Annotated in this window: 27 protein-coding genes; 6 read left to right on the top strand and 21 right to left on the bottom strand. The window is 37.5% G+C overall.

The features are described 5' to 3' along the window. Window positions 1–21: 21 nt before the first annotated feature. The 8 genes from IGI80_RS16950 to IGI80_RS16915 form a co-directional block, all read right to left on the bottom strand. Window positions 22–471, bottom strand: coding sequence for a hypothetical protein (locus tag IGI80_RS16950; RefSeq protein WP_002380347.1), 450 nt, complete (start codon window positions 469–471; stop codon window positions 22–24). 114 nt (window positions 472–585) lie between these two features. After that, window positions 586–1140, bottom strand: a complete 555-nt coding sequence (lepB, locus tag IGI80_RS16945; RefSeq protein ID WP_002382369.1) for a signal peptidase I — start codon at window positions 1138–1140, stop codon at window positions 586–588. An 18-nt stretch (window positions 1141–1158) separates the two neighbouring features. Further along, window positions 1159–2601, bottom strand: a complete 1443-nt coding sequence (locus IGI80_RS16940) for a S41 family peptidase (RefSeq protein WP_002361887.1) — start codon at window positions 2599–2601, stop codon at window positions 1159–1161. Window positions 2602–2688: 87 nt separating this feature from the next. Beyond that, on the bottom strand, window positions 2689–2907 hold the full coding sequence (locus IGI80_RS16935; protein ID WP_002357449.1) for a YozE family protein: 219 nt from the start codon (window positions 2905–2907) through the stop codon (window positions 2689–2691). 5 nt (window positions 2908–2912) lie between these two features. Beyond that, a complete protein-coding gene (msrA, locus tag IGI80_RS16930) occupies window positions 2913–3428 on the bottom strand; it encodes a peptide-methionine (S)-S-oxide reductase MsrA (RefSeq protein WP_002357448.1) in 516 nt (171 codons plus the stop codon). 16 nt (window positions 3429–3444) lie between these two features. Then, complete coding sequence (locus tag IGI80_RS16925) at window positions 3445–4098, bottom strand: YpmS family protein (protein WP_002357446.1); 654 nt, start codon at window positions 4096–4098, stop codon at window positions 3445–3447. Next, the gene (locus tag IGI80_RS16920; RefSeq protein ID WP_002365717.1) at window positions 4091–4990 is read right to left on the bottom strand and encodes an SGNH/GDSL hydrolase family protein; all 900 of its coding nucleotides are present in this window, start codon (window positions 4988–4990) and stop codon (window positions 4091–4093) included. Before IGI80_RS16920 ends, IGI80_RS16925 begins: the two co-directional genes overlap by 8 nt. A gap of 103 nt (window positions 4991–5093) precedes the next feature. Continuing rightward, entirely contained in the window at window positions 5094–5936 is an 843-nt protein-coding gene (locus IGI80_RS16915; RefSeq protein ID WP_002357444.1) for a DegV family protein, read from the bottom strand. A gap of 131 nt (window positions 5937–6067) precedes the next feature. Here IGI80_RS16915 and trhA point away from each other — a divergent pair, with 131 nt between their 5' ends. Beyond that, on the top strand, window positions 6068–6721 hold the full coding sequence (gene trhA / locus IGI80_RS16910) for a PAQR family membrane homeostasis protein TrhA (protein WP_002357443.1): 654 nt from the start codon (window positions 6068–6070) through the stop codon (window positions 6719–6721). Between the two features lie 193 nt (window positions 6722–6914). Further along, window positions 6915–7112, top strand: a complete 198-nt coding sequence (locus IGI80_RS16905) for a hypothetical protein (protein ID WP_002360203.1) — start codon at window positions 6915–6917, stop codon at window positions 7110–7112. A gap of 106 nt (window positions 7113–7218) precedes the next feature. Here IGI80_RS16905 and IGI80_RS16900 read toward each other — a convergent pair whose 3' ends face one another. The 9 genes from IGI80_RS16900 to IGI80_RS16860 form a co-directional block, all read right to left on the bottom strand. After that, window positions 7219–7731: an adenine phosphoribosyltransferase gene (locus IGI80_RS16900; protein WP_002357441.1), complete on the bottom strand. Its 513-nt coding sequence runs from the start codon at window positions 7729–7731 to the stop codon at window positions 7219–7221. 2 nt (window positions 7732–7733) lie between these two features. Then, window positions 7734–10046: a single-stranded-DNA-specific exonuclease RecJ gene (gene recJ / locus IGI80_RS16895; protein WP_438724200.1), complete on the bottom strand. Its 2313-nt coding sequence runs from the start codon at window positions 10044–10046 to the stop codon at window positions 7734–7736. A gap of 154 nt (window positions 10047–10200) precedes the next feature. Beyond that, a complete protein-coding gene (locus IGI80_RS16890; RefSeq protein WP_002357439.1) occupies window positions 10201–10668 on the bottom strand; it encodes a LapA family protein in 468 nt (155 codons plus the stop codon). A 16-nt stretch (window positions 10669–10684) separates the two neighbouring features. Beyond that, complete coding sequence (locus IGI80_RS16885) at window positions 10685–11473, bottom strand: SDR family NAD(P)-dependent oxidoreductase (protein ID WP_002377298.1); 789 nt, start codon at window positions 11471–11473, stop codon at window positions 10685–10687. Then, on the bottom strand, window positions 11474–12415 hold the full coding sequence (gene rnz, locus IGI80_RS16880) for a ribonuclease Z (protein ID WP_002361891.1): 942 nt from the start codon (window positions 12413–12415) through the stop codon (window positions 11474–11476). A gap of 214 nt (window positions 12416–12629) precedes the next feature. Further along, entirely contained in the window at window positions 12630–13196 is a 567-nt protein-coding gene (locus IGI80_RS16875) for a hypothetical protein (protein ID WP_002357436.1), read from the bottom strand. A 120-nt stretch (window positions 13197–13316) separates the two neighbouring features. Next, on the bottom strand, window positions 13317–13562 hold the full coding sequence (locus tag IGI80_RS16870) for a KH domain-containing protein (protein WP_002357435.1): 246 nt from the start codon (window positions 13560–13562) through the stop codon (window positions 13317–13319). Between the two features lie 11 nt (window positions 13563–13573). Continuing rightward, window positions 13574–13849: a 30S ribosomal protein S16 gene (rpsP, locus tag IGI80_RS16865; protein ID WP_002357434.1), complete on the bottom strand. Its 276-nt coding sequence runs from the start codon at window positions 13847–13849 to the stop codon at window positions 13574–13576. Between the two features lie 146 nt (window positions 13850–13995). Beyond that, window positions 13996–14799: a GNAT family N-acetyltransferase gene (locus IGI80_RS16860; protein WP_163402112.1), complete on the bottom strand. Its 804-nt coding sequence runs from the start codon at window positions 14797–14799 to the stop codon at window positions 13996–13998. A gap of 141 nt (window positions 14800–14940) precedes the next feature. Here IGI80_RS16860 and IGI80_RS16855 point away from each other — a divergent pair, with 141 nt between their 5' ends. Further along, entirely contained in the window at window positions 14941–15495 is a 555-nt protein-coding gene (locus IGI80_RS16855; RefSeq protein WP_002357432.1) for an NADPH-dependent FMN reductase, read from the top strand. Window positions 15496–15612: 117 nt separating this feature from the next. Then, complete coding sequence (locus tag IGI80_RS16850; RefSeq protein ID WP_438724199.1) at window positions 15613–16368, top strand: MerR family transcriptional regulator; 756 nt, start codon at window positions 15613–15615, stop codon at window positions 16366–16368. A gap of 74 nt (window positions 16369–16442) precedes the next feature. Here IGI80_RS16850 and ffh read toward each other — a convergent pair whose 3' ends face one another. The 3 genes from ffh to IGI80_RS16835 all read right to left on the bottom strand — a co-directional run bounded on the left by ffh (window position 16443) and on the right by IGI80_RS16835 (window position 18752). Next, the gene (gene ffh / locus IGI80_RS16845) at window positions 16443–17861 is read right to left on the bottom strand and encodes a signal recognition particle protein (protein ID WP_002360194.1); all 1419 of its coding nucleotides are present in this window, start codon (window positions 17859–17861) and stop codon (window positions 16443–16445) included. A gap of 4 nt (window positions 17862–17865) precedes the next feature. Next, window positions 17866–18204 (bottom strand): putative DNA-binding protein, encoded by a 339-nt coding sequence (locus tag IGI80_RS16840; RefSeq protein WP_002357429.1) that lies wholly within the window; start codon window positions 18202–18204, stop codon window positions 17866–17868. Between the two features lie 83 nt (window positions 18205–18287). Further along, window positions 18288–18752: a DUF523 domain-containing protein gene (locus tag IGI80_RS16835; protein WP_002364031.1), complete on the bottom strand. Its 465-nt coding sequence runs from the start codon at window positions 18750–18752 to the stop codon at window positions 18288–18290. Window positions 18753–18914: 162 nt separating this feature from the next. Between IGI80_RS16835 and IGI80_RS16830 the strand changes: the two genes are divergently transcribed. Both IGI80_RS16830 and pnpS read left to right on the top strand, forming a co-directional pair. After that, window positions 18915–19625, top strand: coding sequence for a response regulator transcription factor (locus tag IGI80_RS16830; RefSeq protein WP_002360193.1), 711 nt, complete (start codon window positions 18915–18917; stop codon window positions 19623–19625). Beyond that, window positions 19622–21397: a two-component system histidine kinase PnpS gene (pnpS, locus tag IGI80_RS16825; RefSeq protein WP_002390658.1), complete on the top strand. Its 1776-nt coding sequence runs from the start codon at window positions 19622–19624 to the stop codon at window positions 21395–21397. The genes IGI80_RS16830 and pnpS overlap by 4 nt, the downstream gene beginning before the upstream one ends. Window positions 21398–21438: 41 nt before the next feature. On the opposite strand, the gene IGI80_RS16820 is transcribed toward pnpS, so the two are convergent. Beyond that, window positions 21439–22329 (bottom strand): phosphate ABC transporter substrate-binding protein PstS family protein, encoded by an 891-nt coding sequence (locus IGI80_RS16820; protein WP_002374731.1) that lies wholly within the window; start codon window positions 22327–22329, stop codon window positions 21439–21441. Window positions 22330–22348 lie beyond the last annotated feature (19 nt).

Below are 22348 nucleotides of genomic sequence, written 5' to 3'. Positions count from 1 at the left end.
GTTTATTGAATGATTTCGTTCTTATAGGGTTCCATTGTATAACAATTCATCGGTTGTTTCGTTGACAATTTTTAAGCGATTTTGTTTTTTTATCAAAATACTTTTATAGGTCGTTCCTGTAGCCTTTTCTTCCATCACAAGAATGCGTTTATACTCATTATCAGTGACTTTCTTAATCGTTGTTTGATTTAAGGACGGGATTTTTTCTTTTAGCGTTTTTTCTTCCGCCAGACCTTTTAAGATTTCTGATTCTGTAGTGGAACTTGTGGATTTACTAGAATCGCTTGATACACCTTCGTTATTAGACGCACTTTCAGATGACTTGCGACTTGATTCGGTTACTTTAGACTGTGATGATTCACTGGTATTGGTTGAATTCATTTGGGTTTGAGTTTGGTTTCCACATGCACCAATTAGCAACCCAACGCCTAAGATAGAGCTTGCTAAAATAGTTTTTCTAATCATTTGCATGACCTCCTACATCTATCATTACTTTAACCTTAACATTTTTCAGCTAAGAGAACAATTTTTCAGATTAGAAAAGACCACTAGTCGTTATTTAAATAAACGAACTAGTGGTCTTACTTATTTAGGAATGATCTTCATATGAGTGAGTGGGTAATAAACAAATTGTGCTTTCCCTAAGATTTGATCTGCATGTATTGCACCAAAAGAACGGCTGTCTTTGGACATACGGCGATTATCACCAAGCACAAAATAGCTATCTTTAGGTAATTTTTCTTGCATTAACAATTCTTTTGAATCAAAATTCGTAGTGTAAGGCATCGTTTCATGATCTTTTTTTCTGTTTTTAGTTAAATAGGGTTCAGCGATTGGCTGATTATTGACATATAATTGATCGTTTTCGTAACGCACAGCTTCCCCTGGTAAACCAATCACACGTTTAATCAGAATCGATCCTGTGTCTGTTTTAAAGACCACCACATCAAACCGTTTAATGGCGGAGAATTTTTCCATCACAATCATATCTCCTTGATTCAAGGTTTTTTGCATAGAATGGCCATCCACCCGAACAGGAATCAGGAAAAATCCTCTTAAAATAAAAACGGCTACGATTGCTGGTACTAAAATTTTCAGAAAGTACATTAAATACCCAACATAATCACGTTTCTTCTTCAACTTCGTGCCACCTTTTTTCTAATTTTTTTGAATTTCTTTGACTGCTGTATCGTAGGCAGCGTCATTTTCAAGAATTAATTTACCTAAAGTGGCTTCAATTTTTGTGGCTGTTTCATTGTCGATTTCTCCAGTTACAGGCAAGCCATTTTTCTGTTGAAGATCGCTAACCGCTGCTTTTGTTTCTGCGGTGTAGTTTGCATTGTTTTCATCAACAGGATACGCTAATACAGCTAAAATAGCATTTAAGTTCTGAATATCTTCAGATTGATCTCCTTCTTTTAGCGTTTTATCGCGAGGAATCAATTTTAAATAGGCATACTCTGGGTAATCAGCTTTGATGGTTGGTTCAATTCCTTTTTCGTTGATCCATTCGCCTTTTGGTGTTAACCATTTTAAAACAGTCAATTTTATTTCGGTTTGGTCATTTAAATCCTTCACCGTTTGGACCGTTCCTTTGCCAAATGTTTTCGTTCCAATTAATGGGACATTCGCAGATTCATGCAGTGCTGCAGCAAAAATTTCGGATGCACTGGCACTATTGCCATCAATGATAACTGCAACAGGTTCTTTTACTTTAAAGCCGTCGTCTAATTCTTTGGAAGCAACTTCTTTCATCGTACGTCCTTTTTTGTCTTCAAATTGAACAATTGTTTCGCCATTTTTTAAAAACATACTGGCCATTCGCTCTGCTTGATCTAGCAGTCCACCAGGATTTTGGCGTACATCAATTACAAAGGATTTAGCTCCTTTGTCTCGTAAATTCGTGATTGTTTCTTTCAATTCTTGATATGTTTTTTTACCAAAGGACGTAATTTTAATCGAGCCAATTTGTGCATCTTTTTTGTCTAACTCACCAGTCACTGTTTTAACGGGAATTTTCCCACGTTTGATTGAGATATTTTTAGTTTCTCCCTCTCTTTGGATAGTCAATTCAACGGAAGTTCCTTTTTTACCTCGGACTTTTGAGACGACTTCTGCTAGTTTCATCCCTTTTGTAGCTGTACCATCAACCTTTTCAATAATATCGCCTTCTTTGATTCCCGCTTTTTCAGCTGGGGAATCTGCTACAGGGGCCTCTGCTACAACTGGTTCGCCATCTTTCATTGTCATAGTGGCACCAATTCCTTCAAAATCACCAGATAAGCTTTCGTTTAAATCATTGGCAGCAGATTCATTTAGATAAGTTGAGTATGGGTCTCCAATGGCTTCAGACATGCCTTTTAAGGCGCCTTCAACTAATTCATTTTTATCTACTTCACCTACATAATTGGTACTAATTTCATTATATAAATCCTGCACTTTGCTTAAATCAGCATTGGTAATTGCCCCTTCTTGACTCATCTTTTTAACACGATGATCAAAATAAATATAACTACTTCCTCCAGCTAAAAATGCGACACAGAGGAGCGAAATAATATATTGATAAAAAGGAACAGTTCGTTTGTTCTTCATAGATTTCATCTCATTTCTAACAAATTCGTCACTACTTTTGTTTACTATAACATGAATGAAAAAAGAGGAAAAGCTTTGTTTGCTTTTCCTCTGGATTTATTTATTGTTTTCAAGGTACTTTTCCCATAACTCATCAAAGATGTCCATGTTGCTTAAATAGTCAGCATTCATTTCTAAATAAGAAGAAAGTTCATGATAATCCTCGGTTTGTTTTGGAAACTGAATATCTTTGGCCGCTTCATTGGCAAAATCAGTTTCAGGATCTTTAGCCGGACCTTTTAATGTCATTAAGTAATGGTAAAAGCTTCGTCTCATGTAAATTAATCACTCCATTTTTCTTCGATAAATTCACTTCTACGTTGATGGGACAATCCATAACGCAAAGCGTCTTTTTTATAAAAGTCTTGATGGTATTCTTCAGCAGGATAAAATGGTGCTGCTGGTTCGATGGTAGTAACAATTGGTTCTGTAAAACGACCGCTATTAGCTAGACGTTCTTTACTTTTCTCAGCAATTTCTTTTTGTTCTTGAGAACGATAAAAAATAACTGGCCGATAATTATCGCCGCGGTCTTGAAACTGACCGAAAGCATCAGTAGGATCCGTTTGTTGCCAATAAATATCCACTAATTGTTCGTAAGAAATAATCGCTGGATCAAAAGTGATTTCTACTGCTTCCGTATGGCCTGTTGTGTGTGTTAGAACCTGTTCATATGTTGGATTAGGCACATGCCCACCTGTATAACCCGAAACAACTGAGATAATCCCTGGTTGTGTATCAAAAGGCTGCACCATACACCAGAAACAGCCGCCTGCAAAAATTGCTTTTTCTTCCATCTCTAACACTCCTTTTTTATTTCTCTTTTGGCAAGTATATATTCATCCGAATGTCATCGTCAACTAAATTAATCTTTTCTGCTCGAACAAATAGACCATTTTGCATTCTAAACTGATCTAAACGTAATAAAACAGTTTGATCATCTGGATTGATTTCAACCCATTTAGGTAGTTTGTAAGAACGTTTAGCAAATTTCAATACTTCTTTAATTGGCAAGCCTAACGTTCCTATAGATAAACTTTTTGCTTTTAATTGTACATTGCCATTCGCCATCACGTAAGGATCAAAATATAAGTAAAAAGGAATGTCATGCCCTAACACCTGAAATGTTCCATTTAATAAAGCATCATTTTCTAAATAAAATTTATATTTGATCTCCGAACCTTTTTGAAAGTCGGCTAAATAAAAGTCAATCAGTTTGTTCACTTGTTGTTTTTTTGACTGAATGGTGACGACTGGCTCGCCTTCTTTTTCAACAATTGCTGGTATTTTCTTTAAATCTGGTTCGCGAACTTGTGTTGCTCGAAATGTCACGAAAGCTACACTACCAATGACTAAACCCACTAGAACAAGAAAAGCGATTTTCCAGGGATTTCGTTTAAGATTGGTTGGTTGTGTCTTTTTAATTGATTTACTTGTTTTTGGCTTTTCTTCATTCATTTTATTCACTACCTTCTGATTTGGTTATCCATTCTTTCTCTGTCTTGACCATTTCATCCCGGACAGCTCCGGCCATAATTTGGTAGCCAAGATTATTCGGATGGAAGCGATCTTCTTCATATAACAAATTGTTTAAATCCTCTTTGCTAGCACTACTTCCTGTAGTTTCTGAGTCGCCACCAGTTACGCCAACTTCATCGCCACGACCTTTATAGAGTAAATCATTGATAGGAATGAAATAGGCTCGTTTTTGCTCTTGAACCATTTCTTCGGTTGCTTGATTCCAGTTATCAACGATTTCTTGCATTTCTGTAATTTCGGAAAAGTTTAAGTAGAAGGGATTGTAAATTCCTAAGACATAAATAGGGGCTTTCTCGTTGTATTCTCGGATTTCTTCAAGTAATCGTCTTACTCGGCGTTGATAGGCTTTTTGTGGACGATTGAACGAGCTGACTTTCAAGTCGAAAATATTACTACTAATTACTTTCATTAAGTCATTTCCACCAACCGTTAGCGTAATCACGTCCGCAGAGGCAAGGCCCTTTTGAATTTCAGGTTTTTCTTTGATTCGTTTTAAAATTTGGTCACTACGATCCCCATTTTTCCCAAAATTGTCTGTTTGAACACCGTTCAAGTTGTAGTGTTCTTTTAAATCATCTGCCACAATGGGAACAAAACCTCCACTATTCGTCAAATCGCCAATTCCTTCAGTTAAAGAATCACCGATTGCTGTATAATGAATGACTTCTTTTTGATTTTTTTGAGCAGTTGTGGCCACTTTCTCTTGCTTTAATAGTGGCTTTGCTTTGGGGATGGCCACACTTAACAATGTAAAAACACCTAGCGCAATGAGGATAGGTGTTAAGACGGTCAGCAAAATATGCTGTGTTTGTTTTTTCATCTTCGTCACTTCCTTTTAAATAAACCAACAAGAAATTTTCCTTTTCTTGTTAGAAAGAGGTTGCGTCTACTCATTTAAGAGTGAGACCCAACCTCGTTATTTCTTAGTCTGTATAGTACATAATAGCAAAGGCATTTTTTCCTGTATGGGTTGCAATGACTGGATTCGTATGTAATACGGGAATATCCATGTCTTTAAAGATTGCTTGTAATCCTTCTTTGAATCCATTTGCTAGTTCTAGCCCATCCGCATGAGAAATGCCAATTTGTCGAACATTTGGAATCTTACTTAATTCTGATTTCAATTCGTCAAACCATTTATTAAACGTTTTAACGCCTCGGCCTTTCGCTACAGGAATCAATTCCGTATTTTCAAAGTCCATGACAACTTTCATATTAAAAATGTTTGATAATAATCCTGTTGTACGGCTGATTCGTCCACCTTTAACCAAATTATCCAATGTTGAAATGCCAATGTATAATTTGGTATTTTGTTTGACGCGTTCAATTTCAGCTAAAATTTCTGGAACACCCGCTCCCGCTTGTGCCAATTTTGCTGCTTGAATGACTTGGAAAGACAAACCTTGGTCTGTAAAATCGCTATCAATCACCGTTACTTTACTTGATGATAAGTTGCTAGCTTGACGGGCCGCTTCAACCGTTCCACTTAAGCCTTTTGTCATGTGAATCGAAATTACTTCACTGCCATCTTCACCTAAGCGATCATATAATTCTACAAATTCACCAATTGGTGGTTGACTCGTTTTGGGTAAGGCCTTCGCATTAGCCATCATGTCCATAAATTTTTCGCCTGGCAAATGATCATCATCTGGATAAACAACGCCATCAACCATAATTGATAAAGGCATCATATGGATATTTAATTCATCTCTAAGACTTTTTTCCATCGTACATGAAGAATCCGTTACGATTTTAACGTTTGTCATAAATTTATCACTCTTTCTTTAAAAGGAACCTGTTTTCATGGTAGAATACCATTAAACGGTTAATTATCTAGTTATAGTATAACAGACACTGCCGAATTTTTCATCAAATTAAAATAAAGGAAGTGAATTTATTGGAAAAAACGCATTTCTCAAAAAAATACCTAATCGTGAACGAAGTCTTGAATGCAGTTACACATGGCATAGGCGCAGGTTTAAGTATTGCTGGCTTAGTCATTTTACTTGTTAAAGGAGCTCGTTTAGGCTCACCGATTCACGTGGTATCTTATGCTATTTATGGCTCCATGTTGATTCTACTTTTTTTATCTTCAACGTTATTTCATAGTTTAATTTTTACAAGAGCCAAAAAGGTCTTTCAGGTCTTCGATCATAGTTCTATTTTCTTATTGATTGCTGGCAGCTATACGCCGTTTTGCTTAATTAGTATTGGCGGTTGGTTAGGTTGGACCTTATTTAGTTTAGTCTGGTTAATCGCCATCGTCGGTATTGTCTATAAATCCCTCACGTTGCATAAACAAGAAACAGTGAAAAACATTTCAACGATTATTTATATTGTTTTAGGTTGGCTCTGTATCATCGCTGCTCGTCCGTTATATGAATCTCTTGGGTTTACAGGAACAGCGTTATTGGTCGCAGGGGGCGTGTCTTACACATTAGGTGCAGCCTTCTATTCATTGAAAAATGTGCGGTTTATGCATGTAGTTTGGCATTTGTTCGTCATGCTTGCAGCGATCCTCATGTATTTTTCTGTTCTCTTTTATACGTAATCACAGCACAATAAGAACACGATGCTCAAAGCGTCGTGTTCTTTTATTGCCCTAAATCTCTTTATTATAAAGGATTATTCTTCTTTTCGAATTATTTTAACATAAATTAGTAGAAAAGACTTTACAAAACGAACATACATTCGTATAATAACAATACGAACACTCGTTCGAATCAAATGAAGAGGTGATACACATGGAAGCAATTCGTCGTGTTGGATTTTTATTTTTTGTATTGGTTATAGGTATTTTTTTGGGAACATTAGGATTACGTCTTGCTTTTATGATCGTGACGCCGTTATTTATTCTTTGGTTTATGTCATGGGATGAGAAGCGTTATACACGTACACGTAAACAACAGCAAGCAAGATACGTTTATCGTAAGTTCCCTTAATAAATAATAAAACGGTGCGTTCCCCCCAAGCTATGCTCCGTTTTTATAAATATGTCAAAGAAAGAGCGAAGGATTAAATTCCTTCGCTCTTTCTAATTAAATTAGATTAGTATTCCATTAAGGTAACAATATCGTAGCCATCAATTTTATCGCGGCCATGTAAATCCATTAATTCAATTAGGAACGCACAACCAACCACAATACCACCTAATTGTTCGACTAATTCGATGGTTGCTTTAATTGTACCACCAGTTGCTAGCAAGTCATCACAAATCAAAACACGTTGGCCTGGTGTGATGGCATCTTTGTGCAACGTTAATGTATCTGAACCATATTCTAAGTCATAAGTCACTTCGATGGTTTCGCGAGGAAGTTTTCCTTTTTTACGAACCGGAGCAAAGCCAACCCCTAGTTCATAAGCCACTGGACAGCCGACAATAAAGCCACGAGCTTCCGGTCCTACAACCATATCAATTCTTTTTTCTTTCGCGTAATCCACGATTTGTTTCGTTGCTTCACGATAGGCATCCCCATTAGCCATTAATGGAGAAATGTCACGGAACACGATCCCTTTCTCAGGATAATCTGGAATGCTTGCAATGTAATCTCTTAAATCCATTTTTATTTGTCCTCCTCATTCCACAGCCATTGTTGTATTGTTTGACAATCACTGTAAAGTAGAAATTCTTCTGTTTTTATTTTTTTCAATCGTTGTTGGTACACTTGACTTTCAGTCAATGGTCGATTGTCGGGTTTCTCAATACTGTTTAAAACACCGCTTTCTATTGTAACAAATCCTAAGTCAAAAAACACCTGTATCATGAAAATTAATAATTTTTCTTGGATATTTAAGTAATTTGCCACCTTCGATAGCTGGGAACGTAGATTTACTTCTTTTTGCTGCAAAATAAATTTATACAATGTTGCAAATTGTTCACGTGAAGCCATACCGTTTAAATAAGCTTCTTCTGGTGAAATAAACATCATGTATATACGTTGTATCTCAGTTGCTTCAACAATTTCTTTAACCGTGATTGCTTCCACAGGACAGTCGACAAAAACCAGTTGTTCGATTTGATTTTGAGAAACAGCTTCCACCAATTCTTCTTGGTTTGACCAAACAATAATATTAGCGGTTGGATCTGAAATGAATTTTTGATTTTTTTCATCAAACAAAAGATAAGCTGTTGCTTCTGAAGGAATTGGTTTCGTTTGATTATTTTTGCCACGAAAATCAAATAATTGTCTTCCCGATACAGCAAAATCAGTCACCATTAATTGTGGTTTCTTACGACCATTCCATTCATTGATGGAAAGTTGGCCTGCCACATCGGCGGTTCCTTGTGCTAGTTCATCCGCTTGAGGCCCCATTTGAAAAGCAATTGCATCCAATTGTGCCCCTTCTTGATTCATTTGAAATTTCAGATGTGCATTATCTGCACCAATTTTACGAATTTGCGTAGGCGTGATTTCCTTAAATACAAAAGTTGGAACAGTATTATCGGTCCCAAAAGGCGCCAAAATACGCAATTGATCAATAAAAGTAGTCGTGGCCTGCGAAACCGCTAAGCTCTCACTAATGAGCAACTCTTGTCCATTAGCCATATCAATTTGATTTTTTTCAATAAAGTGTGCCAAATGTTCTTGAACAAAAGGAATATTTTCAACAGGTAAAGTCATTCCCGCTGCCATATGATGCCCACCAAAATGAGTGAATTGCTCACGCACTTCGTTCAACGCCTCATAGAGATTCAATGCGCTAATGCTGCGTCCAGAGCCTTTAGCGGTCGTACCAGATTCATCTATTGCTAAAATAATGGTTGGTTTCCCCGTTTCTTGCATAATGCGGCCCGCGACAATCCCTAAGACGCCTTCATGCCAGCCTTGTTTCGCTAAAATATGGACCGGCGCATTCGGGTCGATTAAATCCAGCGCTTCTTTGGCAATCGTCGTTACAATGTCTTTTCGTTCATTGTTTTGTTGATCAATATATTTAGCGATTTCCAGCGCTTGCTCTTCATCAAATGTAGTCATTAATTCAACACCTGGTGCGGCTTCCCCTAATCGACCTAATGCGTTTAAACGAGGTCCAATGGTAAAGCCAATTGATTCTTCTGAAACAGCTTCCTTTTTCACACCCGCTTCTTGTAGTAAAACGTCTAAACCAATTCGATCACCAGTTTGAATCATTTGCAGGCCCATTTTGACAAACGTTCTATTTTCATCGGTTAATGAAACCAAGTCAGCAATTGTCCCAATTGCTACCAAATCTAATAACTCAATTGGCAATTCACCAAGTAACGCAGTAGCGACTTTGAAAGCCACACCAACACCAGCTAAATCTCCAAAAGGATAGTCTCCTTGCGGATGTCTAGGGTGGACAATCGCATAGGCTTCTGGTAATTGTTCAGGCAATTCATGATGGTCAGTAACGATTACATCTACTCCTTGTGCCATAGCGTAGTTAATTGCTTCATGTCCGGCTACACCATTATCAACGGTTACAATTAATTGGACTCCTTGTTCAATTTGTTCAGCAAATACGTCTTTATTAGGTCCATATCCATGAACAAAACGATTCGGTAGAAAGTACTGAACCATGCCACCGACTAATTCGATTGCTTCTTTCATAACCGTGGTACTAGTGATACCATCTGCATCATAATCCCCATAGACAAGGATTTGTTCACCCGCTTCGACGGCTTGCTGGATGCGGGCTACCGCTTTCTCCATATCATGCATTAAGAACGGATCATAAATATCTTCGATAGTCGGATGTAGAAACTTACGTAATGCTTCTTCTGTCCGGATATTGCGGTGCCATAAAAGTTGGCCAATTAATGGATTAATTTGTTCTTTTTTTAATTGTTCTATAAATTCTACAGGTAATTCTGTCTTTGTCTGTAACTGCCATTGATAGTTTGATTTTTTCACGACGTCACTCCTAACCAAGTAATTATAGCAAAATTTTTCCAAAAACTAAAGAAAGCATTTTTTTAAATCTGAGAAAAAAACTGTGATATCTGTTAGATAAATAGCAGATATCACAGTTTTATTTTAAAAGAAACTTAGCGATAAAGTCTCTTCCTTATTTTTGTTCCTCTTCATTCACACGAGGTTTCACATAACGATCAATACGACTACCTGACACAGGCGTTGCGTCTACTTCTGTGTTTGATGTTTGTTCGTTGACCACTGGTTCTGCGACTTGTGGTGCTGCCGCTTGTTTGGCTTGCAAATCAGCCAATTGATTATCAAAAGAACGTTGAACTTTTTCCGTTTCTTCTTTGACTAATTTATCCATATCATTTTTATAAATATCCAACTCTTTTTGTACAGCTTTTAATTCCTTACGTTGGTTCCAAATGGTGGTTGTGGAGGTTAGTAATCCAACTAGTGCGCCAATAATTGCAGAACCTAAAATAATTAAGATTAACGGTCCACTAATTTTAGTAAAACCAAAGTTTACTGGAACAGCTTGATTATTTAAAACAGCAAAAATAACAACAATTAAGACCAACACAAGGCCCAAAATAACACGCCATTGATTTTTCATGACTTGATCGACTCCTTTATTTTTTATTTAAAATATTTCCCGCTATGAAATCTCCTAAATGTGGAAACAATGTATAAAAGCGGGCAGCTGCTTCCATGACAAACGGACGATTAATCTCACGTCGAGAAGTCCCCATACTCCCAACCACTTCTTTCGCTAATTTCGTAGGGTCTAAAACAATTTTATCCACCGCAGCTAGATAAGTGCCTGTCGGGTCCGCCTTATCAAAGAATTCTGTTTGGATTGGTCCTGGATTGACAGTCGTTACTGCTACACCCAACGGTTTCAATTCTAAACGTAAAGCATTTGAAAAACCTAACACAGCAAATTTCGTTGCAGAATAAACGGTTGATTTAGCTGTAGCCATCTTCCCAGCCATTGAAGCAACGTTGATAATATGTCCTTGCCCAGCTTCAATCATTTTAATAGCTACTTTTTGAGTAAACGTCATCATTCCTAGAACGTTGACATCAAACATTTGGCGTGCAACAGCCAAGTCAATTTCAACAAAATTTTCAAACAAGCCAAAACCAGCATTGTTGACTAAAACATCTATAGAACCAACTTCTGCTGAAATAGCTTCAACCACACGTTCAACACTTTCTGGATCGGCAATATCTAATTGATAAGAAAATGCTTCTCGTCCGCTTAAAGCGGCACACTGCTCGCGAACTTTACCAATCAAATTAATTCTGCGGGCGCAGACAACGACGACCGCTCCTTGTTTAGCTGCTTCATAACAAATTTGTTCACCTAAACCAGCTGAACCTCCAGTTACGACAACGACTTTATTTGTTAAATCCATCTAAGCTCCTCCTTCATTGGCAAATGGAATCTCAATGATATCCATATCTTTCACGATTTTTGTATTGGGGAAAATTTCTTGGGCTTCTTCTTGAAGCTGATAGGCCTCTTTGGTTAAATAACGGGCACTAATATGCGTTAAGATAAGTTGTTTTACTTGCGCTTCTTTTGCAACTTCAGCTGCTTGTTGACTGGTTGAGTGGAAGTAGGCTTTTGCCATTTTTGCTTCGTGTTTATTAAACGTACTTTCATGGACTAAAACATCCGCTCGTCGTGCTAAGGTTACGCTATTTTTGGTTTTGCGAGTGTCTCCTAAAATCGTCACGATTCGTCCAGGTTTACGCTCTCCCACAAACGCTTGTCCATTAATTTCCTGTCCATCAAAAACAATCGTTTCACCACGTTTGAGTTTGCCATACAACGGCCCAGAAGGAATCCCTAAAGCTTGAAGTTTCTCTACTTGTAATTCTCCTTCATGCGCTGCTTCCTCAATTCGATAGCCAAAGCTCGTGATGCCATGGTCCAAGATATTACAGCGAACAGTGAATTGTTTATCTTTAAAAATAACGTCATTTTCTTTCGTTAATTCAATAAATTTCAGTGGATAGGACAACCGCGATTGCGAGACCCGTAAAGAAGTCTTGACAAAGTCAGCAACCCCAACTGGTCCATAGATTTCTAAAGGTTCTGTCCCGCCCTGAAAAGAACGACTACTTAACAAACCAGGTAAACCAAAAATATGATCCCCATGTAAATGTGTAATAAAAATCTTTTCAATTTTTCTTGGGCGAATACTACTTTTTAAAATTTGCAATTGAGTCCCTTCACCACAATCGAAGAGCCAAACTGCATTTCGTTCATCTAATAATTTCAACGCAATTCCTGTGACATTGCGATGTTTTGCTGGTACACCAGCGCCTGTTCCTAAAAATTGTATTTCCATCTGCTACCATACTTTCTTTTAAACTTCCTTTTTATTTTAGAAGAAGTTTGCTCCTTTAGCAAATAATAATTTATCTATTTTCTCAAAGTTTTCTTCTTAGCTTACCGTATTTTACGATAAAATAACAAAAAATTAGCAAACTACCATAAAAAACCGTGATTTCTTAGTATTTTAAAAGACTGTTTTCCTTTATTCAGAAAACAGTCTTTGCTCCTTATTCTTCTTTCGATGTTGCTTCTTTGTGTTGTTCTTTTTTTGCTTGCCACGATTGTTTCGCTTCATTTGCAACTTCGTTCGCATCGTTAATTTCTTGTTGGACTTCCTCTAAATCAAGCCGCGTGATTTCGCCACCTAAGTCAAACATAACCAATTGGTTGAGCGGACGGTTGTCTTCTTCTTCTGCAATTAATAATAATCCCGTTTGTCCTTCATCAATCTTTTGAATCACATGTTCAAAAACCGTTTGTGCTTCTTGAATTTCTTTGGCGTCTTTGCTTGCACCATACATACTTCCAGCAAACCAGCCAAAAAGAATGCCCAGAGGACCACCTAATATGCCTACTAGCATCCCAATCATGCTATCTTTTGATGTATGATTGTTGCCTGTAAAATCGATAAAATCATTGATTTTAAATTGATGCTGGCCATCATTAACATGCGTAACAACCGCCATTTGCTCACCTTTAAGCTGTCTTTCTGCCTGCATCTTTTTTATTTCGGAAAATGCTTGGTACGATTTACTTTCAATATCAAAGTTCATAATGATAATTCGTTTTGCCATACAAATCGCTCCTTTATTCTGGATACATCTATTTTAGCAAGAAAGGCCTGTCTCTAGCAATGAAAACTTTTTGGTTATGTATAAAAAAAGAAGATAGCTGGGCTACCTCCTTGTTAATGCTTATTTACCATCAAGAATATTTAAACGGACCTTTTTCGGACCATCGATACGTACACTATAAACAATTGTCCGAATTGCTTTTGCAACACGCCCTTGTTTACCAATGATACGTCCAATATCTTCTTTGGCCACAGTCAAATTATACTCGAGGAAATCAGTTGATTCCTCAATTTCTAATGAGACTGCTTCAGGTTGACTGACTAACGGACGGACAATAGTTAAAATTAACTCTTTCACATCTGCCATATTCAATCACCTTATTTCTTAACGTTTTTAGCTTCATGATGTTTTTTCATAACGCCTTCTTTTGAAAGGATGTTACGAACTGTATCAGAAGGTTGCGCACCTTTAGATAACCAATCTAAAACTAAATCTTCTTTTAAAACTACTTCTGCAGGGTCTTTCAAAGGGTTGTAAGTACCTACAGTTTCGATGAAACGTCCATCACGAGGAGAACGAGAATCAGCTACTACAATACGGTAAAAAGGACTCTTTTTAGAACCCATACGTTTTAAACGAATTTTAACTGCCATTATTAAATACACCTCCATTAACTTAATCACAAGAGTTAGTTTAACAGATTAACAACAACCTGTAAAGAGTTTTTTCTTGACACCTTTACTTTTTTTCAATTTTTTTAGCCAATTTGCAGGAAAACAAACGAAATAATGAAGAATTTTTACAAAATTTGATAATAGTTGTACTGGTTTCTCACTTGAAAGCCTTCTGTTTGATAGAGATGAAGCGCTGCTTGATTTTCTGTTTCAACTTCTAAAAAAATAGTCGCTGAAGCTGAATTTTCTAAAATCATTCGGAGCGCAGACTGTAACACTTGACGGCCAAGACCGCGACCTCGTTGCGTTTTTGTCACAACAAAGCCATAAATCCCCCATTCGTTTTCAAAATGATCCAAACGTAGCGTGGCTAAAAGTTGATTGTTTTCTTTATAAATAAGTGTTCGTTGAAGGTCCTCCGGCAAAGGCGTACCTTCTAGTAACCTAGCCAAGGAATGCAAATCAGCCACTTGTGGTCGGAGAAGTGTCAGCTTCGCCAAATCCTGTGAGTAAGTTTCTCTTTGAAAAACCAGATACTGTTCTGAAAAAGCTGGCACAATTCCTTGTCTATTAAAATAATTCAGGCCAACAGATTGCTTGTCGTCCATCACGAGAAAGACTTCTTTCATTCCCCACAAAGCTGCTTGCTTTTCGAGTTCTTGAACAAGTTCTTCAAAAAATGGCCCTACATTTGGCGCAACAATCGTCGCTTCCAAGGTTTCCCCATCAAAACAATACCCTACGATATACGCTTGTATGGTTTGTTCCTTCCTGTATAAACCATAATAAGTATAAGCTGATTCCTCAGGAAATGTTTGTTCCAATTTATAAAAAGTTCCTTGTTTAATCATTTCCTTGTTTTTTAATTCAGTCAATGTTTGTTTCTCCAACTGTGTTAACTGTCGGCGCCAATTTATTTTTTTATTCAAGCAGTTGCTCCTTTACTCATCCTTTTACTAGCTATTATACGTGAAGTTACGAAGTTCAACAATGTACAAGGATAAAACGTTTGCGCTTTTTTTGAAAAAGTACTATCATAAAGTAAGTAAAAGAAAAATGGAGGGATTTACATGACAAAAAAAATTGGTATTTTTGTAGGGAGTTTAAGAAAAGATTCATTTAACAAATTGGTAGCAAAAACAATGGCGGACTTATTTCCAGCTGATTTCGAACCTGTTTTTATTAACATTGGTGATTTAGAATTATACAATCAAGATTTGGATGATGAAGGAACCCCCACCGAAGCTTGGACAACATTCCGTGAAGAAGTCAAACAAGTAGATGGTGTGATGTTTGTAACACCAGAATATAACCGTTCAGTACCAGCTGTTTTAAAAAATGCATTGGATGTCGGTTCACGTCCGTATGGCGAAAGCGTTTGGGATAAAAAACCAGGACTTGTGGTGAGTGTTTCACCAGGTGCAATTAGCGGATTTGGTGCGAACCATCATTTAAGACAATCATTAGTCTTCTTAAATGTTCCAACTTTACAACAACCTGAAGCCTATATTGGCGGTATTACGAACTTAATTGGTGAAGATGGTAAAATTATTGATGGCACTGTTGGCTTCTTACAATCAATTGTAGATGCTTACGTGGATTTCTTTAATCGCTTAACTGCCTAATTGAATCAATCGAGAAAAAGTGAGGCAACTTTTTACAGGTTGTCTCACTTTTTTTATTTTTTTGCTTGACCCTCTCGTTACGTAAAGGTTTATGATAGATTTTGTCAGGAGGAATGAATGATGGAATATACAATAAAAAAAATGGCTTCACTATCTGGCGTCAGTGCACGGACGTTACGATATTATGATGAAATTGGTCTTCTTCAACCAGCCAGAATTAATTCTTCTGGTTATCGAATTTACGGGCAAGCCGAGGTGAATCGTTTGCAACAAATTCTTTTTTACCGTGAATTGGATCTGAAACTAGATGAAATTAAAGAAATTTTGGAGCAACCTAACTTTAATGTTGAACAGGCTTTATACGAGCATCAACAAAAACTATTGGAAAAGCGCAATGAAATTGATCGTCTTTTAGCCTCTGTTCAACAAACCTTACACCATTACAAAGGAGAGATAAACATGTCAGATCAGCAAAAATTCGAAGCATTCAAACAACAAAAAGTTCAAGAAAACGAAGAAAAATATGGTAAAGAGATTCGGGAAAAATATGGCAACGAAACGATTGAACAAGCCAACAAAAAATATTTAAACTTGACGGAAAAAGACATGCAAGCAATGCAGAACGTGGAAAAAGATTTATTTTCTAAGTTAGCCATGTATCAAAAATCACCCAAGTTGACTAGCCAACTTGCGCAAGAAATTTTCCAATTACACAAAGATTGGTTAATGTACTCTTGGTCAAGCTATTCGCCAGAAGCACATAAAGGGTTAGGACTTATGTATGTTGGTGATGAACGATTTACGTCATATTATGAACAACACGGCGCTGGTTTTACCGAATCGTTAAACGCAATTATCCAAAACTACGCTTAAACAGAAAGTGCGCCATCAGTCGAAGAGACTGATGGCGCACTTTCTGTTTCTTACGATAATTAACTAAAGCCTGTTTATCTTTTTTTCTTTTTCTTCTTTTTGTTTTTCTTCATCATACGATTCATGGCCATTTTACCTAGCTTGCCTTTAACGCCGCCACCTAACATTTGATCCATACCAGGAATGTTCATATCCCCTTTGGACATTTGTTGCATCATTTTTTTGGATTCTTTAAATTGTTTAATCATACGATTGACTTCAACCACACTATTTCCTGAACCAGCTGCAATTCTGCGGCGGCGACTAGGATTTAATAGATCAGGATTTTCACGTTCTGCAGGGGTCATTGATAGGACCATCGCCCGTTTCCGTGCCACATCTTTTGGATCGACTTTGACATTTTCAATACCAGGCATGTTACTCATTCCAGGGATCATTTTTAATAAGTCTTCAATCGGTCCCATGCCCATAACTTGATCCAATTGCTCAATAAAATCGTTAAAGTCAAAACTGTTTTCTTTCATTTTTTGAGCAAGTTCTTCTGCTTTTTTCTCATCGTAATCTTGTTGCGCTTTTTCAATTAGCGTCAACATGTCCCCCATACCTAGGATACGACTCGACATACGATCGGGATGGAAAATTTCTAAATCGGTTAATTTTTCACCAGAACCGACAAATTTAATCGGAGCGCCCGTTACTGCCCGAATTGACAGCGCAGCCCCCCCACGAGTATCGCCGTCCATTTTGGTAATAACAACCCCAGTAATTCCAAGCTGTTCATTAAAACTATCTGCAACGTTGACAGCATCTTGCCCCGTCATCGCATCAACAACTAACAGAATTTCATTGGGATTAGCCAACTCTTTAATTTGTTTCAATTCGTCCATTAAAGCTTCGTCAATGTGTAAACGGCCGGCCGTATCAATTAAGACATAATCATTTTTCTTTTCTTTTGCTAATGCTAACCCTTGACGAACAATTTCCACTGGATTAGCATCTGTTCCCATATCAAAAACGGGAACTTCTAATTGTTGACCTAAAACCTTCAACTGATCAATCGCTGCTGGACGATAAACGTCACCAGCGATTAAAAGCGGACGAGCGTTTTCAGTTTTCATTAAGTGTTTTGCTAATTTACCAGTAAAAGTTGTTTTACCAGCCCCTTGTAACCCTGTCATCATAATCACTGTCGGGATTTTTGGAGATTTATTCAGTTCAACCGTTTCTGAACCTAACGTTTTCGTTAATTCTTCATCAACAATTTTTACAATTTGTTGGGCTGGTGATAAGCTTTCTAATACTTCGACTCCTACTGCCCGTTCTCTGACGCGTTTTGTGAAATCTTTGACCACTTGTAAATTAACGTCGGCTTCTAATAAAGCCAAACGGATTTCTCGCATCATTTCTTTTACGTCGGCTTCGGAAACTTTTCCCTTACGACGGATTTTACTCATTGCCTGTTGTAGGCGGTTTGTTAAACTCTCAAAAGCCATAGTTTCATTCCTCTATTTCTTGAATTTGTTCAATATATTTTTTGATTTCACTATCTTTGGGATAAGTTTCTTGAACATACTGCTGTAGTTGTTCAAGATATTCTTTCCGTACAACATAGTTTGAATAAAGATGTAACTTTTTTTCATATTCTTCTAAAATTTTTTCGGTTCGTTTAATGTTATCATAAACCGCTTGGCGACTAACCTCATATTCTTCCGCAATTTCTCCTAAAGAAAAGTCATCAGCATAGTAAAGCTCCATATAATTCATCTGCTTTTCCGTTAATAATGTCGAATAAAATTCAAATAACGCATTCATGCGGTTTGTTTTTTCCATTTCCATGAGCCGTGCTCCCATCTTCAATCCCTTATAGGTTACCGATTTCATAGGGAATAGTCAATCTTTTTTTACTAAGTTTTTACCTTTTAAAAAGAAATGTCCGCAAGTTGCCATGTTTCTTCAGAATAAACGGTCATTCCTTGTTGAATAAAATAAGCAGTTGCGACTCCAACTCCAGCTTTTTTAATGCCAGAAAATTGTCCATCATAAATCAGCTGGCTGCCACAGCTGGGACTTTTTTCTTTCAAAATCAAGGTTGTAATTTGTTGGGCTTTTAATTTTTGATACGCGCGTTGTGCCCCTGCTTTAAATGCCTCAGTGACATCTTCCCCGTTATCCGTATATACATAAGCAGTATTCGCCCAAACATCGAAGCCGTCCCCGCCAATGATTTCTGCTGGCGGACGTGGAATGGGCAACTCTCCTAAAACTTCGGGACAAATCATTATTGCTTTTCCATTAGTTACAAGTTGTTTTAACGCTTCTTGTTCTTGAGATTTTCCATCGTAACGGCAACAAATCCCACCTAAGCAACTACTAATACCAATCATTCGCTTCTCCTCATTTCATTTCTCTATTATACCATGAGTTGACTTTTCTCAAAAGTAGCATTCTCGCTTACTTTAAAGTACGTTCTTCCTCTAAAAATATGTTAAACTAACAATAGTGAAATATACACTTATTTTCAGAAATTTCTTGAAGGAGTTATGTAAATGAAAAAAGTTCTTGTCGTCGATGATGAACCATCGATTTTAACTTTGTTAACCTTTAATTTGGAAAAAGAAGGCTATCAGGTGACTACTTCCGAAGATGGTAAAAACGGCTTCGAATTAGCTTTGTCTAATCAATATGATTTTATAATTTTAGATGTAATGCTTCCTGGTATGGATGGCTTAGAAATTACCAAAGCACTTCGTCGAGAAAAAATTGACACGCCTATTTTGATTTTAACTGCCAAAGATGAACAAGTAGATAAAATCATCGGCTTAGAAATTGGGGCAGATGATTATTTAACAAAACCTTTTAGTCCCAGAGAAGTCCTAGCACGCATGAAAGCTATTTTTCGTCGTTTAAAACCTACCACGACCGAACCGCTTCAAGAGGACACACCTAAAGCTCCGCTTGTGATTGGCGAGATTCGTGTGGATGAACAAAATTATGAAGTCTTTGTGCGCAATCAGCCCATTGAACTAACACCGAAAGAATTTGAATTACTCGTTTACTTTATGAAACGCAAAGATCGGGTCATTAATCGGGAAACCTTGTTGGAACGAATTTGGCAATATGACTTCGCTGGACAAAGTCGCATCGTCGATGTCCACATTAGTCATTTACGTGATAAAATCGAGCCCGATCCCAAACGGCCCGTTTACTTAGTAACTGTCCGTGGCTTTGGCTACCGTTTTCAGGAGCCAAAACGATGAAAAAGAGACTGCGGATTGAATATTTTTTAGTTGCGGCAGTCATGCTTTTATTATTTGTCGGGAGTATTGCAGCGACCAATTTTTTCTTTCAAAAAGAAATGGTTGCTCAGCAAGAAACCTATTTAAGAAGAAAAAATACCCTTTTAACAGACCAGTTGCCCCCTTCCGTTTTCGAAAAAGGGCAACTGACAAACCAACAACAACTCCTTGTCACCCATGCGTTAGATGATGCAGAAGAACGGGTAACTTTGTTGCAAAAAAATGGTACCGTCTTTTTTGACAGCAGCCAAAATGAACCGCTAGAGTCGCACAAAAAACGACCTGAAATCGCTGCGGTTCTATCAGGAGCTACCTATGGTTCAGCTTTACGAAAGAGTAAAACGTTAAATAAAGAACTTCTGTACGTTGCCACGCCTGTTTTAAAATCAGGAGAAATCGTTGGTATTATTCGGATTTCGGAACAAACCGCGCTATTTTCTAAAAATATCCAATCTTTTCGTCGCTATATTATCTTTACATTTGGCATCTTGTTCCTACTAATTACCTTGTTTATCTTTTTATTGTTACGGCAAAAAAATCAACCGCTAGTGACTGTCTTACCGATTCTGAAACGAATGCTTAAACATCCAGATGAAAATCGATCCATTATCCAGCAATCTTCTGAATGGAATGAACTTTACGAAACTATTAACTTACTGAGTCAACAAGTAAGTCAAACGTATAAAGCGTATACGTCTGCGGATGAGCAATTTCACGAACTTTTAGATGAGTTGATGATTGGTGTCTTTATCATTGATACGCAAGGACGGCTTCGTCTGTTGAACCCTAAAATGCAGGAAATGTTAGGACTCTCTGCTAAAAATATGCAAAGCAATTATCTTGAAGTGATTCAAGACGCCGATTTGATTCATTTAATCCATCAAGTCGTCGCTGAAAAAAACAGCTTACATCAAGAAATCACTGTGACACAGGGACCAACACCTTTACGCTTAGATCTTTCTCTTCGTTACTTGGATGATCAAAGTGCCAATGATTATCAAGTGTTAGGAATTGCCTATGATTTAACGCGCGTTCGCCAACTAGAAAAAATGCAAAAAGATTTTGTATCAAACGTGTCTCATGAATTAAAAACGCCTGTCACTTCTCTTTTGGGCTTTACCGAGACACTCATAGACGGCGCCAAAGAAGATCCGGAAGTCCTTAATCAATTTTTGCACATCATGCAAAAAGATGCCCAGCGTCTGCAACAATTAATTCAAGAAATTTTAGAACTTTCTCGGGGCAGCGCGACAATTCCTTATGCAGAGCAAGAAATTACTTTAGAAAAATTTATTACAGAAATTCTCGGTTCTTATCAGCAACAATTGGCAGCAAAACAGCTGAAAACAGTCGTTCATGGTCTGCCAGAGAGCCAGTTTTTCACCAAATACGAATTGTTTTATCCAATCGTGAAGAATCTAATTGAAAATGCCATTCAGTATTCCCAAGAAAATGGTCAGATTACTATTTCTTATGCTATAGAAAATCAGCAATTACGTTTATCTGTTCAAGATACTGGCATTGGCATTAGTCAAAAAGACCAAGAACGGATCTTTGAACGGTTCTATCGTGTCGATAAAGCACGTAGCCGTCATTCTGGTGGCACCGGTCTAGGTCTAGCTATTGTCCAAAATTACACAGAATTATTAGGCGGTAAAATCGCCATTGATAGTCACTTAGGCTTAGGGACCACTTTTACAATCACCTTGCCTTTAACAAAAAAAGAAGCCTAAAAAAACTCAGCCAATCCTGTTTATTGGCTGAGTTTTTTTGTTTATTTTTCAGTTACTTTTCCATTTACATCACGTTCTACTTGCATATCTGTGATGGCTAAATAACCTAAGTCTTTGACAATTGTTTTTTGAACATCATCGGTGACCATATAGTCTAAGAAGGCTTTTACATCTTTATTAGGCTCCCCTTTTGTATACATATGTTCATAAGACCAGATTTTCCATGAATTGTCTTTCACGTGTTCTTCTTTTGGTTCAACACCATCAATGCTTAAGGCAACGGTGGAATCATCCATATAAGAAAAAGCTAAATAGCTGATTGCTCCTGGTGTTTGTTCAACAATTTTACGAACTGTTCCCGAAGAATCTTGTTCTTGTGATTGAACTGGTTTAGCTCCATCTAAGCCCCATTTTTCAAATGTTGCTCGGGTGCCACTTCCGTTTGCGCGGTTTATTACGACGATTTCTTGATCTTTGCCGCCCACTTCTTTCCAGTTTTTGACTTTGCCAGTAAAGACATCAATCAATTGTTGCTTCGTTAAATTCTTCACGCCGACTTCTTTGTTGACCACTGGTCCCATACCGACCACGGCCACCCGATGATCGACTAATTTAGAGGCATCCACGCCATCTTTCTCTTCGGCAAACACATCGGAATTTCCAATGGTCACTGCGCCATCTGCAACTTGCGAAAGTCCTGTTCCGCTGCCGCCACCTTGGACAGAAACTGTATAATTAGGATGTTCTTGTGTAAATTGATCTTTCGCAGCATCTACTAACGGTTGTAAAGCGGTGGAACCAACAGCGACAATTTTAACTGGTTTGTTACTATCCGCTTCGCTGGATTTTTCAGTTGTGCCTCCTTGAGCTCCGCACCCAGTTAATAATAACCCTAGACTCAGCATAGTTGCTGCAATTACACGTTTTTTCATCTTTGCACTTCCTTTTCAA

It is taken from the genome of Enterococcus sp. DIV1420a (assembly GCF_051712165.1).
Classification (GTDB): domain Bacteria; phylum Bacillota; class Bacilli; order Lactobacillales; family Enterococcaceae; genus Enterococcus; species Enterococcus faecalis.
Note: the sequence above shows the minus strand (reverse complement) of the source record. Positions and strands in the feature narration are given on the sequence as shown.

Coding starts and splice junctions, on each gene's coding strand:
- pnpS (WP_002390658.1), top strand. CDS start 19,622: ATGAAAAAGAGACTGCGGATTGAATATTTTTTAGTTGCGGCAGTCATG.
- IGI80_RS16940 (WP_002361887.1), bottom strand. CDS start 2,601: ATGAAATCTATGAAGAACAAACGAACTGTTCCTTTTTATCAATATATT.
- ffh (WP_002360194.1), bottom strand. CDS start 17,861: ATGGCTTTTGAGAGTTTAACAAACCGCCTACAACAGGCAATGAGTAAA.
- IGI80_RS16820 (WP_002374731.1), bottom strand. CDS start 22,329: ATGAAAAAACGTGTAATTGCAGCAACTATGCTGAGTCTAGGGTTATTA.
- msrA (WP_002357448.1), bottom strand. CDS start 3,428: ATGGAAGAAAAAGCAATTTTTGCAGGCGGCTGTTTCTGGTGTATGGTG.
- IGI80_RS16890 (WP_002357439.1), bottom strand. CDS start 10,668: ATGAAAAATCAATGGCGTGTTATTTTGGGCCTTGTGTTGGTCTTAATT.
- IGI80_RS16850 (WP_438724199.1), top strand. CDS start 15,613: ATGATGGAATATACAATAAAAAAAATGGCTTCACTATCTGGCGTCAGT.
- IGI80_RS16855 (WP_002357432.1), top strand. CDS start 14,941: ATGACAAAAAAAATTGGTATTTTTGTAGGGAGTTTAAGAAAAGATTCA.
- IGI80_RS16830 (WP_002360193.1), top strand. CDS start 18,915: ATGAAAAAAGTTCTTGTCGTCGATGATGAACCATCGATTTTAACTTTG.
- IGI80_RS16915 (WP_002357444.1), bottom strand. CDS start 5,936: ATGACAAACGTTAAAATCGTAACGGATTCTTCATGTACGATGGAAAAA.
- IGI80_RS16835 (WP_002364031.1), bottom strand. CDS start 18,752: ATGATTGGTATTAGTAGTTGCTTAGGTGGGATTTGTTGCCGTTACGAT.
- IGI80_RS16885 (WP_002377298.1), bottom strand. CDS start 11,473: ATGGATTTAACAAATAAAGTCGTTGTCGTAACTGGAGGTTCAGCTGGT.
- IGI80_RS16950 (WP_002380347.1), bottom strand. CDS start 471: ATGCAAATGATTAGAAAAACTATTTTAGCAAGCTCTATCTTAGGCGTT.
- IGI80_RS16840 (WP_002357429.1), bottom strand. CDS start 18,204: ATGGAAATGGAAAAAACAAACCGCATGAATGCGTTATTTGAATTTTAT.
- IGI80_RS16875 (WP_002357436.1), bottom strand. CDS start 13,196: ATGGCAAAACGAATTATCATTATGAACTTTGATATTGAAAGTAAATCG.
- rnz (WP_002361891.1), bottom strand. CDS start 12,415: ATGGAAATACAATTTTTAGGAACAGGCGCTGGTGTACCAGCAAAACAT.
- IGI80_RS16935 (WP_002357449.1), bottom strand. CDS start 2,907: ATGAGACGAAGCTTTTACCATTACTTAATGACATTAAAAGGTCCGGCT.
- IGI80_RS16905 (WP_002360203.1), top strand. CDS start 6,915: ATGGAAGCAATTCGTCGTGTTGGATTTTTATTTTTTGTATTGGTTATA.
- rpsP (WP_002357434.1), bottom strand. CDS start 13,849: ATGGCAGTTAAAATTCGTTTAAAACGTATGGGTTCTAAAAAGAGTCCT.
- IGI80_RS16870 (WP_002357435.1), bottom strand. CDS start 13,562: ATGGCAGATGTGAAAGAGTTAATTTTAACTATTGTCCGTCCGTTAGTC.
- IGI80_RS16900 (WP_002357441.1), bottom strand. CDS start 7,731: ATGGATTTAAGAGATTACATTGCAAGCATTCCAGATTATCCTGAGAAA.
- IGI80_RS16920 (WP_002365717.1), bottom strand. CDS start 4,990: ATGAAAAAACAAACACAGCATATTTTGCTGACCGTCTTAACACCTATC.